22 protein-coding genes are annotated in these 17,853 nt (G+C 64.4%); 12 read left to right on the top strand and 10 right to left on the bottom strand.

From position 1 onward, the window contains the following. Window positions 1-5: 5 nt before the first annotated feature. Entirely contained in the window at window positions 6-986 is a 981-nt protein-coding gene (gene mch / locus IYX23_RS14970) for a methenyltetrahydromethanopterin cyclohydrolase (protein WP_196393682.1), read from the bottom strand. A gap of 331 nt (window positions 987-1,317) precedes the next feature. Here mch and IYX23_RS14965 point away from each other — a divergent pair, with 331 nt between their 5' ends. From IYX23_RS14965 to IYX23_RS14940, 6 genes are all read left to right on the top strand, one after another. After that, window positions 1,318-1,479 carry a hypothetical protein gene (locus tag IYX23_RS14965; protein ID WP_196393683.1) on the top strand — a complete coding sequence of 54 codons (162 nt, stop codon included), beginning with the start codon at window positions 1,318-1,320 and terminating at the stop codon, window positions 1,477-1,479. Between the two features lie 343 nt (window positions 1,480-1,822). Then, window positions 1,823-2,101: a hypothetical protein gene (locus IYX23_RS14960; protein WP_196393684.1), complete on the top strand. Its 279-nt coding sequence runs from the start codon at window positions 1,823-1,825 to the stop codon at window positions 2,099-2,101. Window positions 2,102-2,105: 4 nt separating this feature from the next. Beyond that, window positions 2,106-2,438 carry an antibiotic biosynthesis monooxygenase gene (locus IYX23_RS14955; protein WP_196393685.1) on the top strand — a complete coding sequence of 111 codons (333 nt, stop codon included), beginning with the start codon at window positions 2,106-2,108 and terminating at the stop codon, window positions 2,436-2,438. A 47-nt stretch (window positions 2,439-2,485) separates the two neighbouring features. After that, window positions 2,486-3,460 carry a helix-turn-helix domain-containing protein gene (locus IYX23_RS14950; RefSeq protein ID WP_196393686.1) on the top strand — a complete coding sequence of 325 codons (975 nt, stop codon included), beginning with the start codon at window positions 2,486-2,488 and terminating at the stop codon, window positions 3,458-3,460. Window positions 3,461-3,673: 213 nt separating this feature from the next. Then, window positions 3,674-4,447, top strand: coding sequence for a bacterial ammonia monooxygenase, subunit AmoC (gene amoC / locus IYX23_RS14945; RefSeq protein ID WP_196393687.1), 774 nt, complete (start codon window positions 3,674-3,676; stop codon window positions 4,445-4,447). A gap of 200 nt (window positions 4,448-4,647) precedes the next feature. Beyond that, window positions 4,648-5,244, top strand: coding sequence for a hypothetical protein (locus IYX23_RS14940; protein ID WP_246716838.1), 597 nt, complete (start codon window positions 4,648-4,650; stop codon window positions 5,242-5,244). A 41-nt stretch (window positions 5,245-5,285) separates the two neighbouring features. Here IYX23_RS14940 and IYX23_RS14935 read toward each other — a convergent pair whose 3' ends face one another. Then, window positions 5,286-6,119, bottom strand: a complete 834-nt coding sequence (locus IYX23_RS14935; RefSeq protein ID WP_196393688.1) for a folate-binding protein YgfZ — start codon at window positions 6,117-6,119, stop codon at window positions 5,286-5,288. A gap of 105 nt (window positions 6,120-6,224) precedes the next feature. Between IYX23_RS14935 and IYX23_RS14930 the strand changes: the two genes are divergently transcribed. The 3 genes from IYX23_RS14930 to IYX23_RS14920 all read left to right on the top strand — a co-directional run bounded on the left by IYX23_RS14930 (window position 6,225) and on the right by IYX23_RS14920 (window position 8,215). Beyond that, window positions 6,225-7,550: a dihydroorotase gene (locus IYX23_RS14930; RefSeq protein WP_196393689.1), complete on the top strand. Its 1,326-nt coding sequence runs from the start codon at window positions 6,225-6,227 to the stop codon at window positions 7,548-7,550. 96 nt (window positions 7,551-7,646) lie between these two features. Then, window positions 7,647-7,958, top strand: a complete 312-nt coding sequence (locus IYX23_RS14925; protein WP_196393690.1) for a plasmid stabilization protein — start codon at window positions 7,647-7,649, stop codon at window positions 7,956-7,958. A gap of 29 nt (window positions 7,959-7,987) precedes the next feature. After that, the gene (locus IYX23_RS14920) at window positions 7,988-8,215 is read left to right on the top strand and encodes a hypothetical protein (protein WP_196393691.1); all 228 of its coding nucleotides are present in this window, start codon (window positions 7,988-7,990) and stop codon (window positions 8,213-8,215) included. 102 nt (window positions 8,216-8,317) lie between these two features. On the opposite strand, the gene IYX23_RS14915 is transcribed toward IYX23_RS14920, so the two are convergent. After that, window positions 8,318-8,830: a hypothetical protein gene (locus IYX23_RS14915; protein ID WP_196393692.1), complete on the bottom strand. Its 513-nt coding sequence runs from the start codon at window positions 8,828-8,830 to the stop codon at window positions 8,318-8,320. Window positions 8,831-8,953: 123 nt separating this feature from the next. On the opposite strand from IYX23_RS14915, the gene IYX23_RS14910 reads away from it, so the two are divergent. After that, window positions 8,954-11,422 (top strand): TIGR02302 family protein, encoded by a 2,469-nt coding sequence (locus IYX23_RS14910; protein ID WP_196393693.1) that lies wholly within the window; start codon window positions 8,954-8,956, stop codon window positions 11,420-11,422. 60 nt (window positions 11,423-11,482) lie between these two features. Continuing rightward, window positions 11,483-11,683: a twin transmembrane helix small protein gene (locus tag IYX23_RS14905; protein ID WP_196393694.1), complete on the top strand. Its 201-nt coding sequence runs from the start codon at window positions 11,483-11,485 to the stop codon at window positions 11,681-11,683. A gap of 9 nt (window positions 11,684-11,692) precedes the next feature. On the opposite strand, the gene IYX23_RS14900 is transcribed toward IYX23_RS14905, so the two are convergent. From IYX23_RS14900 to IYX23_RS14870, 7 genes are all read right to left on the bottom strand, one after another. Continuing rightward, entirely contained in the window at window positions 11,693-12,172 is a 480-nt protein-coding gene (locus IYX23_RS14900) for a TlpA disulfide reductase family protein (RefSeq protein WP_246716837.1), read from the bottom strand. Window positions 12,173-12,339: 167 nt separating this feature from the next. Then, the gene (locus IYX23_RS14895; protein ID WP_196393696.1) at window positions 12,340-13,632 is read right to left on the bottom strand and encodes a sialidase family protein; all 1,293 of its coding nucleotides are present in this window, start codon (window positions 13,630-13,632) and stop codon (window positions 12,340-12,342) included. Window positions 13,633-13,693: 61 nt separating this feature from the next. Beyond that, the gene (locus tag IYX23_RS14890) at window positions 13,694-14,206 is read right to left on the bottom strand and encodes a hypothetical protein (protein ID WP_196393697.1); all 513 of its coding nucleotides are present in this window, start codon (window positions 14,204-14,206) and stop codon (window positions 13,694-13,696) included. A gap of 88 nt (window positions 14,207-14,294) precedes the next feature. After that, window positions 14,295-14,768, bottom strand: a complete 474-nt coding sequence (locus IYX23_RS14885; protein ID WP_196393698.1) for an energy transducer TonB — start codon at window positions 14,766-14,768, stop codon at window positions 14,295-14,297. Window positions 14,769-14,829: 61 nt separating this feature from the next. After that, the gene (locus IYX23_RS14880; RefSeq protein ID WP_196393699.1) at window positions 14,830-15,549 is read right to left on the bottom strand and encodes an energy transducer TonB; all 720 of its coding nucleotides are present in this window, start codon (window positions 15,547-15,549) and stop codon (window positions 14,830-14,832) included. Beyond that, a complete protein-coding gene (locus IYX23_RS14875; RefSeq protein WP_196393700.1) occupies window positions 15,546-16,073 on the bottom strand; it encodes a biopolymer transporter ExbD in 528 nt (175 codons plus the stop codon). The genes IYX23_RS14880 and IYX23_RS14875 overlap by 4 nt, the downstream gene beginning before the upstream one ends. Beyond that, window positions 16,073-16,717 (bottom strand): MotA/TolQ/ExbB proton channel family protein, encoded by a 645-nt coding sequence (locus IYX23_RS14870; RefSeq protein ID WP_196393701.1) that lies wholly within the window; start codon window positions 16,715-16,717, stop codon window positions 16,073-16,075. Before IYX23_RS14870 ends, IYX23_RS14875 begins: the two co-directional genes overlap by 1 nt. A 674-nt stretch (window positions 16,718-17,391) precedes the next feature. Here IYX23_RS14870 and IYX23_RS20650 point away from each other — a divergent pair. Next, window positions 17,392-17,790 carry a DUF2946 family protein gene (locus tag IYX23_RS20650; protein ID WP_348643669.1) on the top strand — a complete coding sequence of 133 codons (399 nt, stop codon included), beginning with the start codon at window positions 17,392-17,394 and terminating at the stop codon, window positions 17,788-17,790. The last annotated feature ends 63 nt before the right edge of the window (window positions 17,791-17,853 follow it).

The following is a 17,853-nucleotide window of genomic DNA, read 5'->3' as shown; positions in this document are numbered from 1 at the left end:
GGCGATCACCCGCCAAACGATTTATCCAAGAGCGCCAGATTGATCTCGCCGGCGCGGAAGGTTTCTCCGGTCTCGACCGCCGTCACCAGCGCTTCGGCCGGCGAAAACAGGCTGCCGTCGATCTTATAGAAGTCGCCCTTATACGCCTTGAAGATTTCGGCGAACGGCCGGCCGTAGTCGCGCGAGGTGTCGCTCGGCAGCTTTTCGGCGAGTTCCTTGGCGGCCGCCGCCGAACCCTTCACGAAAAGATGCGCGCGCCCGGCGTAAATAATGGCGTCATTGGTGCGGCCCATCGCCTGCACGAAGTCGGGGTGGGGCGGCGAGAGCGGCGCCGTGGCGACGCCGTCGATAATGTCGTCGAGCGGAAAATGCAGCTCATGCGCCTTGTGCAATGCGACTTCGAGCACCCGGCCGACCACCTGCACGCCGCCGGCGAGCGACTGCGTCGGCGCATAAATGAAGGCGACTTTGTCCGGCGTCAAGCCTGAGCGCGCGGCGACTTTTTCCACGACTTCCTTGGGCGGGGGCGAACTGCTTTCGAGGACGATGGTGACGCGGTCGGCCAGATCGCGATACGTCAGCTCGTCGAACAGCTTTTCGGCCCGCGCCTGGGCGCGCCCTGGGCCCGACCCGAGAGCGAAGAATTTCTCGTGGCTCAGGCTCCAGCCGGCGTATTGGCTGGCGAGGCAGGCGACGACCGGATCAGAACTCGTGACAGTCAGCCAAAAGGGCCATTTGGGCGCGGCCGGCGCGTGAGAAAGGGCGACGCGCCCAAGTCCGCCCATGCAGATCTCGGTCAGCAGCAGGCCGGCCTCTATGCCGCCCGGGACCTTGGCGCCGGCGTCGATCAGCAATTCGCCGAGACTGCCGCGCTCAACAGCGATTCGATATTTCGCCGCGCCGGCGACGAGACGGTCGACCAGCGCGCCCGCGAGAGCGTTGACGCTTTCGGTCGTACGGCCGCTGATGTTCAGGCTTCCGCTCACGTGTGGCCCTTCCCTTCTTTCGCTCTGTGGCGCTGTCCACCCTTGCCCGGCCGTTCTAAGCATAAGCCTGCAGCCGGTTCGAGCACTGAACTTATAGAGCTTTCCGCCGAAACGAAAGCCGGGCCGGTCGCAGCATGTCGCGGACGCGAACCGCTTGGCGATGAAGTTTGAGGTCGAATGTCACAAAATTTCAATCTTTGTGGGTTTATTAAGGCAACCAATCGGCTGCTGAAGCGTTGAGCATCGCTTGTGTGTTTTCGCACATCAAGCGGGCGGGTTTTGTGCAAAAAGCGACCAGTACGATACATTTTTACGCTGGAAGGAAGATCAGATGAATGTGCAGCCGACTGAACGGGACGTCGCCGAGCGTGCGGCTGGACATCTTGCGGTGACGGACGTGTTTTACGTCGCGCTCGCGATTGCGGTCATTCTCTTCGGCAATGTGGCGCTCGTCCGCGCTATGGACGTCGCGCTCGATACTTTGGTTCGCTAATCCCGCCGCTTTGTCGGTCTTTGAAAGCCCGCTTAGTGCGGGCTTTTTGCGTTTTTGGGCTCTGCGACAGCAAAAGCTATTGAGCTAGACCAAGGAATTTTGACTGCGCTGAATTGCAGTGACGCCATAGCACAGGCGCTCCCGTAGGGCACAGGCTCCCGTAGGCCTTCTCCCCGGCTGCAACATCTCGAAAGAATTCAACGGCGCAGGCCCAAACTCCTGACCCGAGTTCGCAGTGGCGCATTCTGCACCGTTTTTGGCAGAACTGGCGTACTGCGCCGAAAGGCGTTGAAACACAGGATCGCGCCACGCCAGTTCCCCTCATTCATCTGCGGAGGTTGCGATGGTCAAAGCGTCACAACAACACGCCAGAAGCCAGTGGATCAATGTTGACGCCTTGTATGCGGCCGGCGTCTTGATCTGGATCGTCGTCGTCTGGGCATGCGCCTATTACGTCGCAAGCGATGCGATCGCCGATGAATCGGCGGGCGTGGGCGGCAACGGCTTTCTCCTCGCCGCCAGTCTCGCGACGGCGGGATTGATGACGGCTTTTTCCCTTAGAGAGTTTTTTGTCGCCTACAAGCGCTTGGGCGGCAAAGAGGCGCGCAACCGGCGGGAGTAAGGCGATGACCAAGGTTGGATTGTTTGTGACGCTCGAGGCGCAACACGGAAAAGAAATGCAGCTGGCGCAGTTTCTCATCGGCGCTTTGGAACTGGTCGAGGCAGAACCCGACACCACCGCATGGTTCGCGGTTCGCACAGGGCCCTCCACCTTCGCCATCTTCGACGTTTTTCCTGACGAAGAGGGCCGCGCGGCGCATCTTTCCGGCGAAGTCGCGAAAGCGCTGATGGCGAAAGCGCCGGAGCTCCTTGCCAAACCGCCGTCGATCGAGAAAATAGACGTTCTCGCCGATAAACTCCAGGCCGCCCCTGAACTCGTCCGCGGTAACTGCCGCTGAGGAGGGAGGGGCCGCTGGCGCAGCTTCGGGCTGCAACGGGCTCGACCATGGAAGTTATCGTCCTCGGTTACGACGGCTGCCTAGGCGCCGGTTTGATCGGCGCCGTGGACATGTTGAAGTTAAGTTGGCTTACGATTTCCAAGGAAGAAAATCGCGAGCCGATCAGCGTCTCCACCGCAAGTTTTGATGGACAGCCTGTCCAGGACAGTAGCGGTCGCCGACTGGAAGTGGACAGCAGCATTACAGCGATCCCAGCGAGCGCCGTCATTGTTCCTGGCTACCTTTGTGACGACGGTGATCGCTTCCTCGGCACAGCGTCGATCGACGCTGCGGCCGCATGGTTGCGGCGCCAACATGCGCTCGGCGCACTGGTATGCGGCTCATGCAGCGGCGTATTTTTGCTTGGCGAAGCGGGCCTCCTCGATGGTCGACGCTGCACGACAACCTGGTGGCGACACGATGAATTGAGAGATCGGTATCCACGCGCCGACGCTCTGTGGGGCGCTTCACTGATCGAGGACAGTCGAGTCGTCACGGCGGGAGGCCCTCTGTCGTGGATAGATCTTTGTCTTCATGTGATACGTTCGCTTTATGGCGCTTCCGCCGCCAAGGTCGCCGCCGACTTCACGGTCGTCGACACTGTCCCGTCAACGCAATTCAACTACATTCCACTTGGTCATTTGGCTGCGTCTGACCCGTTTCTATTGAAGGCTGAACACATTATTCGGCAGGCGGGCGACTCTCCGTTGACCGTGCTAGGCCTCGCGCGTGCGCTCGGCACTTCGGTTCGAACGTTGCACCGCTATCTCCAGCGCGCATCAGGCGAGACGCCGAAGCGCTTCATCGAACGCATTCGTTTCGAAGCCGCGAGAACCCTTCTCGAAACGACGGCGCATACCGTGAAGCGGTTGGCGGCGGGAGCTGGCTATGCTGACGAAGCCAGTTTTCGTCGCGCGTTCTCTCGATATTCAGGCATGACGCCAGGCGCCTACCGGAGATGGGTCCAAGCGCGCCAAAAATAATCGGCGCATCACTTAAACGCTCGAGCGCAACATCACTGCAAAACGCCCCGCCTTGCGCCCAGATCGGAGCCTCCCTGTGAACCAGCGCTGTCGCTGTCCGATATAGCCCGACCAATGTCTAATCCAGCGCGCTGCAGAGAGCCGCTCTGCGCGCAATCCTATAGGCCGCCGAGAAATTATCGTCATTTTTCGGTCGAACTGAAGGAGAGACAAATGAGCATAACCACGCAATCGGCAGCAGGCGCGATTGATCGCGCCGAGCCGATCGTTGAATTGAAGGGGATGTGGATCGGGCTTGCGGTGCTCAACGGCTTCTATCTCGTCGTGCGCATCTACGAGCAGATTTACGGCTGGCGGGCCGGGCTCGATTCATTCGCGCCTGAGTTCCAGACCTACTGGATGAGCATTTTGTGGACCGAAATTCCGCTTGAACTCATCTCGGGCGTCGGCCTCGCCGGCTGGCTCTGGAAGACGCGCGTTCGCGACATGTCGACCGTCACGCCGCGGCAGGAAATGAAGGCCATCGTGGATAATGCCGCGTGGCTCGTGGTCTATGCGGCGGCGATCTATTGGGGCGCGTCGTTCTTCACCGAGCAGGACGGCACTTGGCACATGACGGTGATTCGCGACACGGACTTCACGCCGTCGCATATCATCGAGTTCTACATGAGCTACCCGATCTATTCGATTCTGGCGATCGGCTGCTTCTTCCATGCGAAGACGCGAATCCCCTACTTCTCGAAGGGCTATTCGGTGGCCTATCTGATCGTCTCGATCGGACCCTTCATGATCATCCCGAACGTCGGCCTGAATGAGTGGGGCCACACGTTCTGGTTCATGGAAGAACTGTTCGTTGCGCCGCTGCATTGGGGCTTCGTGTTCTTCGGCTGGATGGCGCTCGGCGTGTTTGGCGTTGTCGTCCAGCTCTTGCTGAACATTCATCGCGTCATCGGCAAGGAAGGCGTCGAACTGCTGACGGGCGCGTAAGGCTCAAGATTCTCGCGCCGCGCCGCGTTCGGACCTCCAGACGAACGACGGCGCGGCGCGGGAGGAATGAGCAGAAACTCCCAGGACAGAGCTCATTTTGTCGCCTCTCGTCGCCTTCGGCGTCGGGAGGCGATGGACGGCAGGCCCAAAAATGCGGCATTCTCGATTTTCGAAACACCCTGTCGAAGCCGGGCGGAGACATGTTCAGAATTAGGCTCTTCTTCATTCTCATCGCGGCGATCGGCTTGATCGCCCGCGCGGACGCACAGGCGGTGCGTAGGGATTCCGCCAAGGCGTTCCAGAAAGTCCGGGAATGCTCGGCCCAGATGGGCCCGAACGTCATCACCTTCACCTTCTATCAGCCGACGCAATCGCGAGATCAGTTCTGCGAGGACGTTCCCGAAACCGGACCGACGACCATCGTGGTCGACACGATGCAGGACGAATTGCGCGACATGATGGTGGAGATCCGGATCGTCGAAGCGGACCCGAAAGGGGACGATGACGTCGCGCCGAACGAGGCCTATCTCCCTCCCGCCCAGTTCCGGACAGGGGTGATCCAGCTCGAACACAACTTCAAGAAAAAGGGAGATTACGTCGCTCTGGTGCGGGCGCGAAGCCCGGACGGCCGCAAGGAATACAACGCCCGTTTCGCTTTCTCGGTCGGCGAAGAGTTTCTGCGCGCCTGGACCGCTGTCGCCGTCGCCACCACCGTCGCGCTCGCTCTCGGCGTGGGCTGGTACGTGCATTCCTTCGGCAAGAAAGACTCCAAGAAGACCAAGTTCCGGCAGGCGTGATGGCGCCCCTGCGCTCCTTTGCTGCGGCGGCCGTCGTGTCACTATGTCGGCGGTTTGTCCGGAGTCTCAAAAGACAAATCCGCCCCCGCGGCCACGGGCGTCGCGCCAGCGGCCAGGGCGTCGCCAAGACGGTCGAGACGGATCATGGCGAGACCTTCTCCGTCTAGTCGCGAGCCGGTGACGCCGATTTCAACGTCGCCGGCGCGGATCGCTTCGCCCGGCGCGGGCGCGCCGCTCAGCGCGCGATATTTCGCGATCCGCTTGCGCACCAGGCCGCGATGCTTCATCCGCGACACCACCTCCTGCCCGACGAAACAGCCCTTCTTGAAATCGATTCCGGCGAGGAGATCCATATTGGCTTCGTGCGGAAAGGTTCCGCCATAGTCGAAATCGACGCCGCCGAGCGGCACGCCGGCATGGATGCGTTGGGCCTCGTAGGCGCTCCGCCCGTCCTGCGTCGGGATCTTGCCTTTTTCCGCGATGGCGCGAAATCCAAGCGGCCCGCGCGGGTCGGCGGCGATGGCGACGGCCTCGACCTTCGGCGCCTCCGTCTCATCGGGAAAGGCGATCGCGTCAAATTGGCCGCTGCGGTTCGTCACCGTCACTTTCGAACGCAGCTTGTAAATGTTCAGACGTTTTTCGAGATCGGCGGCAAGGGCGAGCGGACAGTCAAGCAGATAGCCTCCTTCGCCCGCGGCAAAGACCAGAAAATCGAACAAAATCTTGCCCTGCGGCGTCAGCAACGCGGCGTAGCGCGCCTCGCCGGGCTTGAGCGCGGCGACGTCGTTGGTCACCAGATTATGCAGGAACTTGCCTGCGTCTTCGCCCGCAACCTCGATGATTGCGCGGTCATCGAGCAGAATCGCCGTCGTCATGTCTCTCTTCCGCCTCCGCCGCCAGCTGCTTGAGTCTCGCGCGCCTTTGGCGCATTAGCAACAAAACTCCACCCCGCGACGACATCGCAAGCGAGGCGCCACCCCATGCCGCAGATCTTCGACGTCATCCTCTCGGGCGGCGCGCTCGTCAATCAGGACGGGGAGGGCGCGCGCGACGTCGGCCTTCGCGACGGCAAGATCGCCGAGATCGGCGATCTGTCTCGCGCCTCGGCCGGTGAGACGATCGACTGTCGCGGCCTGCATATTCTGCCTGGCGTCATCGACAGCCAGGTGCATTTCCGCGAGCCGGGCGCCCCGCATAAGGAAGACCTTGAATCTGGATCGCGCGGCGCGGTTCTGGGCGGCGTCGTCGGCGTCTTCGACATGCCCAACACCAATCCGCTGACGACGGGCGAAGCGGAGCTTGCCGACAAGGTGGCGCGCGCGAGCGGGCGCATGCATTGCGATTTCGCCTTCTGGGTCGGCGGCACGCATGAGAACGCCCGTGACCTCGGCGAATTGGAACGGCTTCCCGGCGCGGCCGGGATCAAAGTGTTCATGGGCTCCTCGACCGGCTCGCTGCTCATCGCCGACGACGCCGGCATCGCGGACGTGCTGTCGCATACGCGCCGGCGCGCCGCCTTTCACAGCGAAGACGAAGACCGGCTGAATCTGCGCAAGTCGTTGCGCATCTCCGGCGATCCGTCGTCGCATCCGGTCTGGCGCGACGTCGAGACGGCGGTGCGCTCGACGCGTCGGCTCATGCATATCGCGCGCGAGAAGGGCGCCCTCGTGCATGTGCTGCACGTGACGACGCAAGAAGAGATCGCGCTGCTCGCCGAGCATAAGGACATCGCCAGCGCCGAAGTGACTCCGCATCATTTGACGATGGACGCGAGCGATTATGCGCGGATCGGCACGCTGGCGCAGATGAATCCGCCGGTGCGCGAGGCGCGCCATCGCGAAGCCCTCTGGCGCGGCGTGGCGCAGGGCGTCGTCGACGTGCTCGGCTCCGATCATGCGCCCCATACGCTGGAAGAAAAGGCCAAGCCTTATCCCAATAGCCCGTCTGGCATGACGGGCGTGCAGACGCTCGTTCCGCTGCTGCTCGATCACGTCAACGCCGGCCGATTGACTTTGCAGCGCTTCATCGACCTGACCAGCGCCGGTCCGGCGCGGCTTTTCGGCATCGCCCGCAAGGGGCGCGCCGCGGTCGGCTACGACGCCGATCTCACCGTCGTCGACATGAAGCGGCGCGAGACGATCCGCAATTCCTGGATCGCCTCGCGCGTCGGCTGGACGCCCTATGATGGCAAGGACGTCGTCGGCTGGCCGGTCGGGACGTTCGTGCGCGGCGCCAAGGTCATGTGGGAAGGTGAACTCGTAACGCCTTCCAGCGGCGCGCCGATGCGATTTCACGCGGCGCTCTAATCCTCCTTTTGCAAAGTTTGCGCGACGCCGCGGAACATTGCGACCTCGCGCGCGGTTAGTCGCTCATTCCCGATTGCGCGCAAGAGGAGATGAGCGATGCCGCAGGGAGACAAGTCGGCCTATACCGACAAGCAAAAACGCAAGGCCGAGCACATCGAAGAAAGTTACGAGAAACGCGGCGTGTCCGAGAAGGACGCCGAGGGCCGCGCCTGGGCGACCGTGAACAAGGACGACGGCGGCGGCAAGAAATCAGGGTCCGGCCGCGGCGCGAGTACAGGCAATCCGGCGGCGCACAAGGGCGGCAAGATCGGCGGTGAAGCTTCCGCATCGCGTCCCGCTTCGGAACGATCGGCTTCCGCCAAAAAGGCCGCAGCAACGCGCAAACGCAACGAACAGCGCGCCAGCTAGCGCGAATACAAAAGCCACAGGAGAACCCAATGACCGCGCAGAACGACGAGCAGCCGAAGAACGAAGGCGAAGGCAGCCGCACCGCCGCCAAGCAGTATAATGACGCGACACGGAAATTCGTCGAAAGCGGCAAGGTCGACAAAGCGGCGAAGGAAGCCGAGCAGGCGATCGAAGGCGACGAGGCGGAAGAGTTGAAGCGCGCCGAAGACGAGGGTCGCTCGCACGCCGCGCCGCATGAGCAGGAGCGCGAAATCTGACTTGATGCTTTGCAGCCAGCGGTCGCGTTCAACCTGCCGAACGGCCTCTCTAATGGGCGCGGCGATCGCCGCCGCGTCGTCTCCCAACGCTTCGGCGAACTTCTAGTCTTCGCTCCAGAAGTAGTGCCAAACGCCGTCCGATCCGACGCCGATGCGAGTCGCGCGCGGCTTTCCTTCGGCATTTGAGCGCATAAGATCGGCGAAACGCACGCAGCGCCACCTTGCGCGCGCCTCGTCCTCATTGGCCGCGGCCTGCGGATGGCGCGCGAAGGCCGGCCATTCATAGAGCGTCGTCGGTCCGCGGACGATCTTGACGAAGGGCTGCGCAAGAATTGAACGGATGAGCGAAATCGTTTCTTGCCCCTTGCGATCGAAGGAAAGCGTCTTCAAAATCTCGATGGGATCGGTTCCGGCCTTGAAGGCGCCGCTCTTGGCGAACAGCGGGCGCGTCTCGTTCCAGTCGATCGGAATGCGGAGCGCCTCGACGTCGCCAGTCTCGGTCGCGGCAAGAATCTTGTCGCGGATCCTGGCGACAGGCGCGGGCAGCAGCGCGAGATCGCCGATCGGGGGCGAAATGACGTCGCCAATGACGTCACCCTTGGGTTTGCGGATCATGCAGCATGTTAGCGCGCTCCGCCCTTGATGCGCCAATGCGCTGAATTTGACCATTTTCCTACGGCCAAGATTGTCTGCCCGTAACGAAACCGCCATTGTCATCGGCGCGCTCTCGGAGAATAAATGGACGAGCTTCAGCACCAGAATTCGCCCACGGGGACAAAGACCTCGCCGCGTCTTGAGGGGATGCTGCGCCGGTCGGCGCTTGCGCTCATCGCCGAGCGTGTCTGGCGGGCCGGCTTGGCGCTCGCCACGATTCTCCTGTTCTTTTTGGCGCTCTCCTGGCTGGGCTTTTGGCAGGCTGCGCCGCTGGAGGCGCGCATCGGCGGCGTGGCGCTCTTCGGCTTCGCCGCGCTCTATGTCGTCGCGCGGGAGTCTGCGCGCGGCTTGCCGCATCGCGCAGCCGCGCTCGAACGGCTGGACCGCGGCGCCGACGCCGCGCTGCGTCCTGCGTCTTCGCTCGAGGATCGGCTCGCCAGTCCGAACCCCGACGCGGCGGTCGAGGCGCTCTGGGCGCTGCACCGCCAGCGCTTGGAGGCGGCGCTGGCGCAGACGCCGATCGAGGCGCCGCATCCGCGCGTCCCTCAGCGCGACCCCTATGCGCTGCGCGCGCTGGCGCTCGTCGCGGCGGTTGCGGCCGGATTCATGGCGGGCGATGAAAAGCGCGCGCGAATCGCTGCCGCTTTCGACTGGCGCACGTCCGCTAGCTTCGGGACCGCCGCGCGCGTCGACGCCTGGCTCGAACCGCCCGCCTATACAGGGCGCCCGCCGATCGTGCTGGCGAAGGAGAGCGATGCGCCCATCGAGGCGCCCGTCAATTCGATGCTGCGCATCCGTCCTCCAGACTCTGGCGTATCCGTCTCCGGCGGACTGGCCGCCGCGCAGGCTGCCGCCGAGGACGCGCAAAAGGGGGCGTCGAAAGAGCAGGCGTTCAAACTCTCTGGCGCGGCGCGCGTGTCGCTTTCCGACGGTCGGCGTTTCGATCTCGCGGCGATCCCGGACAAGCCGCCGACCATCGCGCTGACGGAAAAGCCGCGCAACAATGTTCGGGGCTCGATGACGCTCGCGTTCCGCGCCACGGACGATTACGGCGTCGTCGGCGCCGAAGCGGTCTTTAGCGGCCCGCCCAGCGCGCGGCGCGCGCTCTACGAGCCGCCGCGTCTTGCGCTCGCTTTGCCGCCCGGCGGCGGCGGTCAGGGCGAGGCCAAGGCGACAATCGATCTCGCCGACAGTCCTTTCGGCGGCGCGAAGCTCGCGATGCGCCTCGTCGCCAAGGACGCCGCGGACAATGAAGGCGCTTCTGAATCGATCGACGTGACTCTGCCGCAGCGCCGCTTCGTCAAGCCGCTGGCGCGCGCGCTCGCCGAACAGAGGCGCATCCTCGCGCTGGAACCGGATTCGCGCGCAAGCGTTCGCGCGGCGCTCGAGGCGCTGTCAATCGCGCCGGAAGCTTTCGATACGCCTGCCGCCGTCCATCTCGGACTCCGTGAGGCGCGCCGCGGTCTCGAGGGTCCGCGCAGCGACGACGAATTGCGCGGCGTCTGTGACATGCTGTGGGCGATGGCGCTCGGCCTGGAAGAGGGCGACACCTCCCAAGCGGAGCGCGATCTGCGCGCGGCGGAGCGCGAATTGAAGGATGCGATCGCGCGCGGCGACAGCGAGCAGGAGATCGCCAATCGCGCCGAGGAGCTTCGCGCCGCGCTCGATAAATTCCTTCAGCAGCTCGGCAGCCGATTGCCGCCGGAAGGTTCGCCGCGTCAGGAGTCGGAGGAGGGCGGCGACACCGTCACGCCGGACGAGTTGCAGGCGATGCTCGACGAGATGAACCGGGCCTTGAAATCCGGCGACATGGCGCAGGCGCAAAGGCTCCTGGATGAACTTCAGGACATTCTCGAAAATGTGCAGACGGCGCAGGGCGCGGGCCAGCGCCGCGGGCGCGGGCGCGAAATGGCGCGCGCGCTCAGCGACCTCGATCAGCTGTCGCGCGAAGAGCAGCAATTGCGCGACGACACCTTCCAGGGGATGAACGCGCCGAGCGATATTGAATCGCGCGGCGCGCGCGGCCATCGTCAGAAGGGGCAGCCGCAGAACGACGAACTCAGCGCCGAGCGCCAGCGCCAGCAGGCGCTTCGCGAGCGGCTTGAGCGCCAGCAGGACGCGCTGCGCGAGGGCGGCGTCGAAGCCGCCGAAGAACTCGACGACGCGCGCCGCGCGATGAAGGAAGCGGAGGATGCGCTCGGCAAGGCCGGCGAAGGCGGCGCCAGGGCGGTCGACGCGCAAGGGCGCGCCGTGCAGGCGTTGCGTAAAGGCGCCGACAGGCTGGCGCAGCAGATGCGCGGCGAGGGAGACCAAAACGCCGAAGAAGAGGGTGGAAGCCCGGGCAGGCGCGGGCGCCGCGGCAAGGGCCGCGATCCGCTCGGGCGGGCGCCCGGCGACGGCAATCGTCCCGACTCCTATGGGAAATATGATCCGCTCGGCCTGCCGCCGGCGCAGCGCGCCCATCGCGTGCAGGAGGAGCTGCGCCGCAGGCTCGGTCAGCCTGAACGCCCGCAGGAAGAGCTCGATTATCTGCAGCGCCTGCTGCGGCGATAAACGCCTTGCCCGCGGGCGCGCGCTTCTCTACAGCGCACCGAGTAGGGAGAAGCGCCGCTCATGCCAAGTTCTTCAAATCTATTGGTCGTCGTCGCCGTCGCGGCGGTGATTCTTGTCGTCGTCGCCGGCTTCATCAATATGTTTCGCGGCGGCGCGGGCGCGCCGGCCCGCTCGCAGAAGCTGATGCGTTGGCGCGTCGGCCTGCAATTGCTGGCGCTTCTCATCGTGCTCGGCGTGCTTTACGCGAGAGGCCGCTGGTAAGCGGCCGCTTCACTTGGCTACGCGCTTCTCCAGCCATTCGACGATGAGCGGATCGTCGACCGCGCCCGTCACCGTCACGACGCCGCCGTCAGGGGCGACGAGCGCCGTAAAGGGCAATTCTCCGCGCCAGGCGCTGTCCGCTTCAAAATAAAGCTTTTCGACAAAGTCGTCGGCGAAGCCGTAATGATCCGCGCTCGAAAGCCCGACCTTCTCGATGCGCGCCTGCGCGCGGGCGCGGTCATCGTCGCCGTCGGTGTTGACGAAGACGACGTCGAAGCCCTTTTTCTCGGCGGCGATCTTCGCCCATTGCGGCAATTCCACGAGGCAGGGCGGACAGGTCACCGACCAGAAATGCACGATGAGCGGCCTGCCGGCATGGGCCTTGGTCAATTGGCTGAAGCCGCCGCGGCCGTAGGGCTTGAAGTCCATCGCGAAGGCGCCTCCTCCTGCAAGAAGCGCAAAGACGAGGGCGAAAGACATGAGGCGCATTCGGCGAAGTCCCACTGAACTATTATGGTTCTTGTCATTCCCGGCAGGCCGCAGGCCCGACCGGGAATCGAGAGCGATCAAGCTGGCGCCGTTGATCGTTTCTGGATTACCAGTCACGCGCGGCGCGCGCGTCGCGAATGACAAGGCAGCGCCCATCCGAATTGGCGTCACTGCGGCGCCGCCGCGCTTTTTTCATCCCGCGGCAGCGGCGTCAGGCGATAGCCTTCCTTATGCGTCAACCACGATAGATACGCCGCGCCATTATGGGCGATGAGTTCCGGATGGTCGGAGGCGTCCAGCGTTTGCGCCACGACGCGCGGCGCGCTCCAGCTCTTGCCGTTGTCGCGCGACATTTGCATGGCGATCGTCGTCGTCGCGCCGTCGAATTCCTTCCAGACGCGATACAGGCGGCCCTTGGCCGCGACCAGCGTCGGATGTCCGGCGGCGCGCGCGTCGTCGCCGAATTTCTCCGGCTCCGAGAAGCTTTTGCCCGCGTCGAGACTGCGCGCGTAATAGAGCCCCTGGCGCTTCTTGCCCTTGGTGAACCAGACCACATGCCAATCGCCGGCGGCGTCGATCGCGATCGATGGTCCGTGATGCGGGCAGCTATTGATCGCCCAATCGTCGTCGGACACGCGCGTCGCCGTCGCTTGCGCGGCGTCCGCGGAAAGCTTGGCGACCATATGGTCGCGAACATTGCCATCTAGCACCTGTCGCCAGGCGAAGACCGGCGTTCCGTCCTTGTCGAGCGCGCCTGACATGCGGCAGCATTCGCAGGCGTGATCGATCAGGATCGACTTGCCTTTGAAGGTCTTGCCGCCATCGTCCGAATAGGCGAAGGCGACGCCGCTGCCGAGAAACTCCTTGCCTTCCGCCTTGGCTTTGAGCGCATGCGTCTTGTCGAGCCAACCGGCGTAGATGCGCCCCTTGCGATTGACGACGATGCTGTCGAAGCGCTGGCCGCCCTCAGCCAGAAGCGCCTGCGGCGTCGAGAACGTCTTGCCGCCGTCGGTCGAGCGAGCGGTGAAGATCGTGCCGATCATCTGCTTGTCGGGCCGCGTCGTATAGCTCGCGAGCAGCGTCCCGTCTTTGAGCGCGACGATTTTCGGGCGCGCGTCGCCATGCGCGTCGATCATTCCGTCGCCGACCGTGGCGATCGCGGTCGGCGCGGAGAACGTCGCGCCATTGTCCGAAGAGGCGGCCGCGTAAAGGCTCTTGCCGACTGAAAAGGCGACCCACAGCCGTCCGTCCTTCGCAAAGGCGGGAACGGCGGTCGCCGCGCAGTCAACCTTCGCCTCGGCGCAGGCGGCGGCGGGATGGTGATTCATCGCGGCCGGCGGCGCTGACTGAGTCGGCGTCGCCGCGTCCTTAGGAGCGTCTGCGGAACTTCGCGGCGCTTCTTGCGCGGTCAGCGTAGCGGGGACGCAAACGGCGAGCAGGGCAAAGGCGATGCGCTTCATTCTTCTCTCCTGTTTGCGGCCCAAGGCGGACGCTTTTCGAGGCAGGCGCAAGGGCGTCTCTCTAGTGAAATCTGAAACTCTGCACGCCGTCATAGGAGCCGCCGGGCGGCGGCGGCGCCCGCAGGCCCGAGACGATGGAGCGCGCCAATTGCCCGTGACGGGGCGTCGACGCTGAAACGACGGCGACGCTATTGGGCGCGCCTGCAGCGCCAAGACGAAAGCGAACGACGGCGCTTCCTTCGCCGAGACTTGTCGTGCCCGGCGAGCGCGCCCGGATGAGCTGACCGAGCTTGCGCAGATAGGCGCTGTTGTCGGCATGTTTCTTTTTATCGGCGGCCTTCTCGTCCCGCGCGGCCTTCGGTTTCTGTTCGCGCCCGACGTCGGTCTTCTCCTCGCGCTTTTCGGTCTTTTCCTCGGATTTCATATCCTTGCTGTCTTCGCGCTTCGGTTCGGCGCTGTCTTCGGCCTTGGGCTTTTGCGCCTCATCGAGCGCGCGCGCCGGTCCGCTCGCGCCAAGCGCGCAAATGAACGCCAATGCAGAAAGACTCAATGTCAGTCGAGAAGTATGCCGCATTTTCTTCTCCTTCGATAAACATGCGCGGGCCTCTTGCGCATGGATTCAATTCAGCCACGGACCGAGAGTTTTGAACGGCGCGATCGACTCATTTCGGCGTTGCGCGGAACTTGAACGTTTGTCCCACATCCATCGATCCGCCCGGCGGCGGGGGCGCTTCGACGCTCGACAGGATCTTCTTCACCGTCTCGGCGAGCGCTGGGCTTGTCGTCTTGTCGATCGTCACCTTGTCGATCTTGCCTTGCGCGTTGACGTGAAAGCTGGCCGTCACCTCGCCGTCGCCGGCAGGACTTTCCGAAGGGGTTTGCTTAGCGATCGCCGTGTAGAGCACGCCGAGGAACTTGCTCTCCGACATCGCCGGAGCCGCGGCTGGGGCTGCCACGCCCCCGGTCGTCGCAGGCACGGCGGGCTTTGGCGCAGCGGCGCGCGTCGGCGCTGTGGTTTGCGTTGGCGCTGCGGTTCGTGCTGGCGTCGGCGCCGTGGGCGCGGGCTTGGCGTCCTCGGCATGCGCGGCGCAAGCGGCGAGCGCCGCGCCGATGGTAAGCAGTCGCGCGAGCATCATCAGGCCCCCAATGTCCGGAACGATCTTAGGCGGCGGGCGCGAGCGTCCGCCGCCGTTCGCGTCAATGGAAGGCGAAAGCCTGGCTCACGAAGGCCGAGCTGCACATGCCGGGTCCGCGTGCGGAGGACACGATCCGCCGCGCGAGCGCCGCATGCGCCGGAGTCGACCCCGAAGCCGAGATGCCCGACAGACCGCCGCCCGCATTGACGTGGAACGTCACGCTCGCGCTGCCGGGACCAAGGCTGGTATTGCCTGGCGTATGGCGACGAAGCGCTGCGGCGATATGGGCAAGACACGTCGCCTGCGATGCGCCTGAATTCCCGGCTTGTCCCTCGGGCGCGCCGTAGCGTCGACGCGCCTGCGCCTCCTGGCGTTGCTGCGCGCGCTGGACCTGTTGCTGCTCGACCTTCTTCTTGACCTTGTCGACATCTTCCTTCTTGGCGGGCAGAGGCACGGCGTCTGGCGCCATCACCACCGGCGGCGGAAGCGCGATGTCGGGCTCCTCGACCGCTTCGGGCGGCGGCGTGTCGTCGGCCTCGGCGACTTCCTCCTGCTCGAAGAAGTCGCCTTCCGGCACGAGGTCCATGCTGACAGAGTCGAGCGATACCGCCGTCGGCTTCGCCGAATAGGCAAGTATGCCGAAGACCATGACATGCGCCGCGATGACGAGGACGGTCGTCACCGAGCGCAGCCAGGAGGGCTTGACCGGCTCCGGACCCGAAGGCGGGTGGTGGTCGCCCTCTCGCGCCATGTCTTGCGGACTCAGCGCGAAATCGGTCATTTCAGCGCTCCCGCGGGCGCCGCCGGAGCTTGCGCGGGCAGAGCGCCCGCGGCAGGCGCGGCGCGGCCGGGCGCGGCTTTGACGCCTGCGCCGGTCTTGCTGCGCGAGTTGGTCATGATCGCAATATGGGTGATGCCGTTCGTCGCAAGCTTATCCATCACCGCGACCACCTCGCCATAAACAGCTTCCGTGTCGCCGCGGATATGAACGACGCGCGATTGGTCGTCGCCCATCATCACCTTGATGCCGTCGATGAGCGCCTCCGCTGAGAGCTCGTCCGCGCCAAGCGCGATCTTGCCCTCCTTGCCCACCGTCACGACGATGGGGTCTTTTTGGTTGATCGGCATCGCGGCGCTCGCCTGCGGCAGATTCACCTTGACGCCCTTGGCGAGCAAAGGCGCCGTGATCATGAAAATGATCAGCAGCACGAGCATGACGTCGACGAGCGGCGTCACATTGATATCGGCGAGCGGCTGATAAAGGCCTTCGGTTGCGCTCTGGCGCTGGCGTGAGGGCATTCCCATTACGCAGCCTCCCGCTCACGACGCGCGCGCGTCTGATGGCCGCTGCACATCAGCAGCGCCTCGTCTTCAATGTAGTGCGCGACCTGCTGGCCGACGCGCGCGAAGGCGGCGCCGATGCGGTTGTAGCCGACCGAGGCAGGGATAGCGGCGGCAAGTCCGTAGGCGGTGGCCGCAAGCGCTTCAGCGATGCCCGGCGCGACGACCGCAAGGCTCGTGTCCTGCGACTGAGCGATGCCGGCGAAGCTCGTCATGATGCCCCACACCGTGCCGAAAAGGCCGACGAAGGGCGCGACCGACGAGATGACGGCGAGATTGGGCAGGCCGCCCTCCGCCTTGGTCAAAAACTCGCGCGCCGCGCGGCTCATATGGTCGGCGATGCGGGCGCGCTTGTCGCCGATTGTTTCATCCGGCAGATCGAGCGCAAAGGCTTCGCGGCCCGCTTCGGCGACCGGCGCGAGAACGCCAACGTCTCCGCCCTGGCGCGCCGAACGCGCGGATTTGGTGATGCGGGTGACGGCCACCACGCCTTCGACGATGAGCACCCACGTCCAGATCGACGCGAGCAGCAGCAGCGCCATGACGGCCTTTCCGACAGGACCGGCGTTGAGAAACATGGCGAGAGGGGAAAGCGTGTTGTAATCCATTTTCACTCACTCGTTCATTGGGACGCGCTTGCGGCGATCGCGCAGGCGAAGCGTCAGCCTTTGTTTTATTATATCTTAGCGAGACGAGAGGCCGCGAAAGCCCGCAATCAGACTCCTGCGCGGCGCGGCCCGGAGTCTAACGCAATTCAGGTAAGATGAATTGAGGGTGGAGCGCGCGCGCCATTCGCGCCGTTCGCGGCGAAACTCTCGGGCGGCTGCGTGGCGACGCCGCAATGCCGAATTTCAGAAGGGCGCTCTGCGGGGGTCCGCAACGCCGAAGCGACGCGTTCTGGGAGAACGGCCGGCGCGGCATGGACGCTGAGGCAACAGTCCGGGCATCTATGCTTAGAATGCGTTGGAGAGCCGTCGCGCTGCGTCGCCCCCCCCTTCTGCGCGGCGTTTGCGTGCAGGCCTGCGACATAGGCGGCATGATCGCAGGCGATTCCGCCTTGGTCCGCGAATGCGTGCGCCGGCCGCGTCGCGCCCGATAAAAGAAGTGAGAACATCAGCGCGCAAGCGGCCGCGACGGCGAATGCCGCGCGGAATTCCCGACGCATGGCGCGCAACTGTGACATAAATGTCTCTTAGTTGATTTTTTAACCTTTGACAACGCGCGCAGGCTTGGAAAGTCTCGGTTTACCGGTTCATGTGCGATTACGGCGTCGCTAAAGTTAATGACGTCGAATTCGCAAGAGCCTATGCGCATTCGCCAACTCCTCGCTCTCCTCGCTCTCCTTGCGCTCGTCGCGAGGCTCGTATCGCCTTGCGAGGCGATGGCGTCGAGATCCGTTGACGCGGCGAACGCGCCGATCGCGAAATGCCATTCGCTGGCGAACACATCGCCTGTGGCGCAGGGCGGTTCCGATCAAGCGCCTCTGGACAACACGGACCGCGACGGGTGCTCTTGCGCGCTCTGCCAACTCGGCTGGAGCGCGCCGCCGCCTTCGGACGCCGTTTTTGCGATCCGGGGCGTCGAACACAATCTCGCGCCGCGGGCGCCGCCGGCGCAGGCGTTTGTCCCGTCGCGGCCAAACCGCAGCGCCCCTCCGCGCGGACCTCCTTCCTTCGTCTGATCTGCCGAACGTTACGACGGCGAAAGCCGTTCAGGTCAGTCGCGCCGCCTTGACCGGCGCTAG

The sequence above is a fragment of the Methylocystis sp. L43 genome (assembly GCF_015709525.1).
In the GTDB taxonomy this organism is placed as follows: Bacteria; Pseudomonadota; Alphaproteobacteria; order Rhizobiales; family Beijerinckiaceae; genus Methylocystis.
This window is presented reverse-complemented; position numbering and strand designations above follow the sequence as displayed.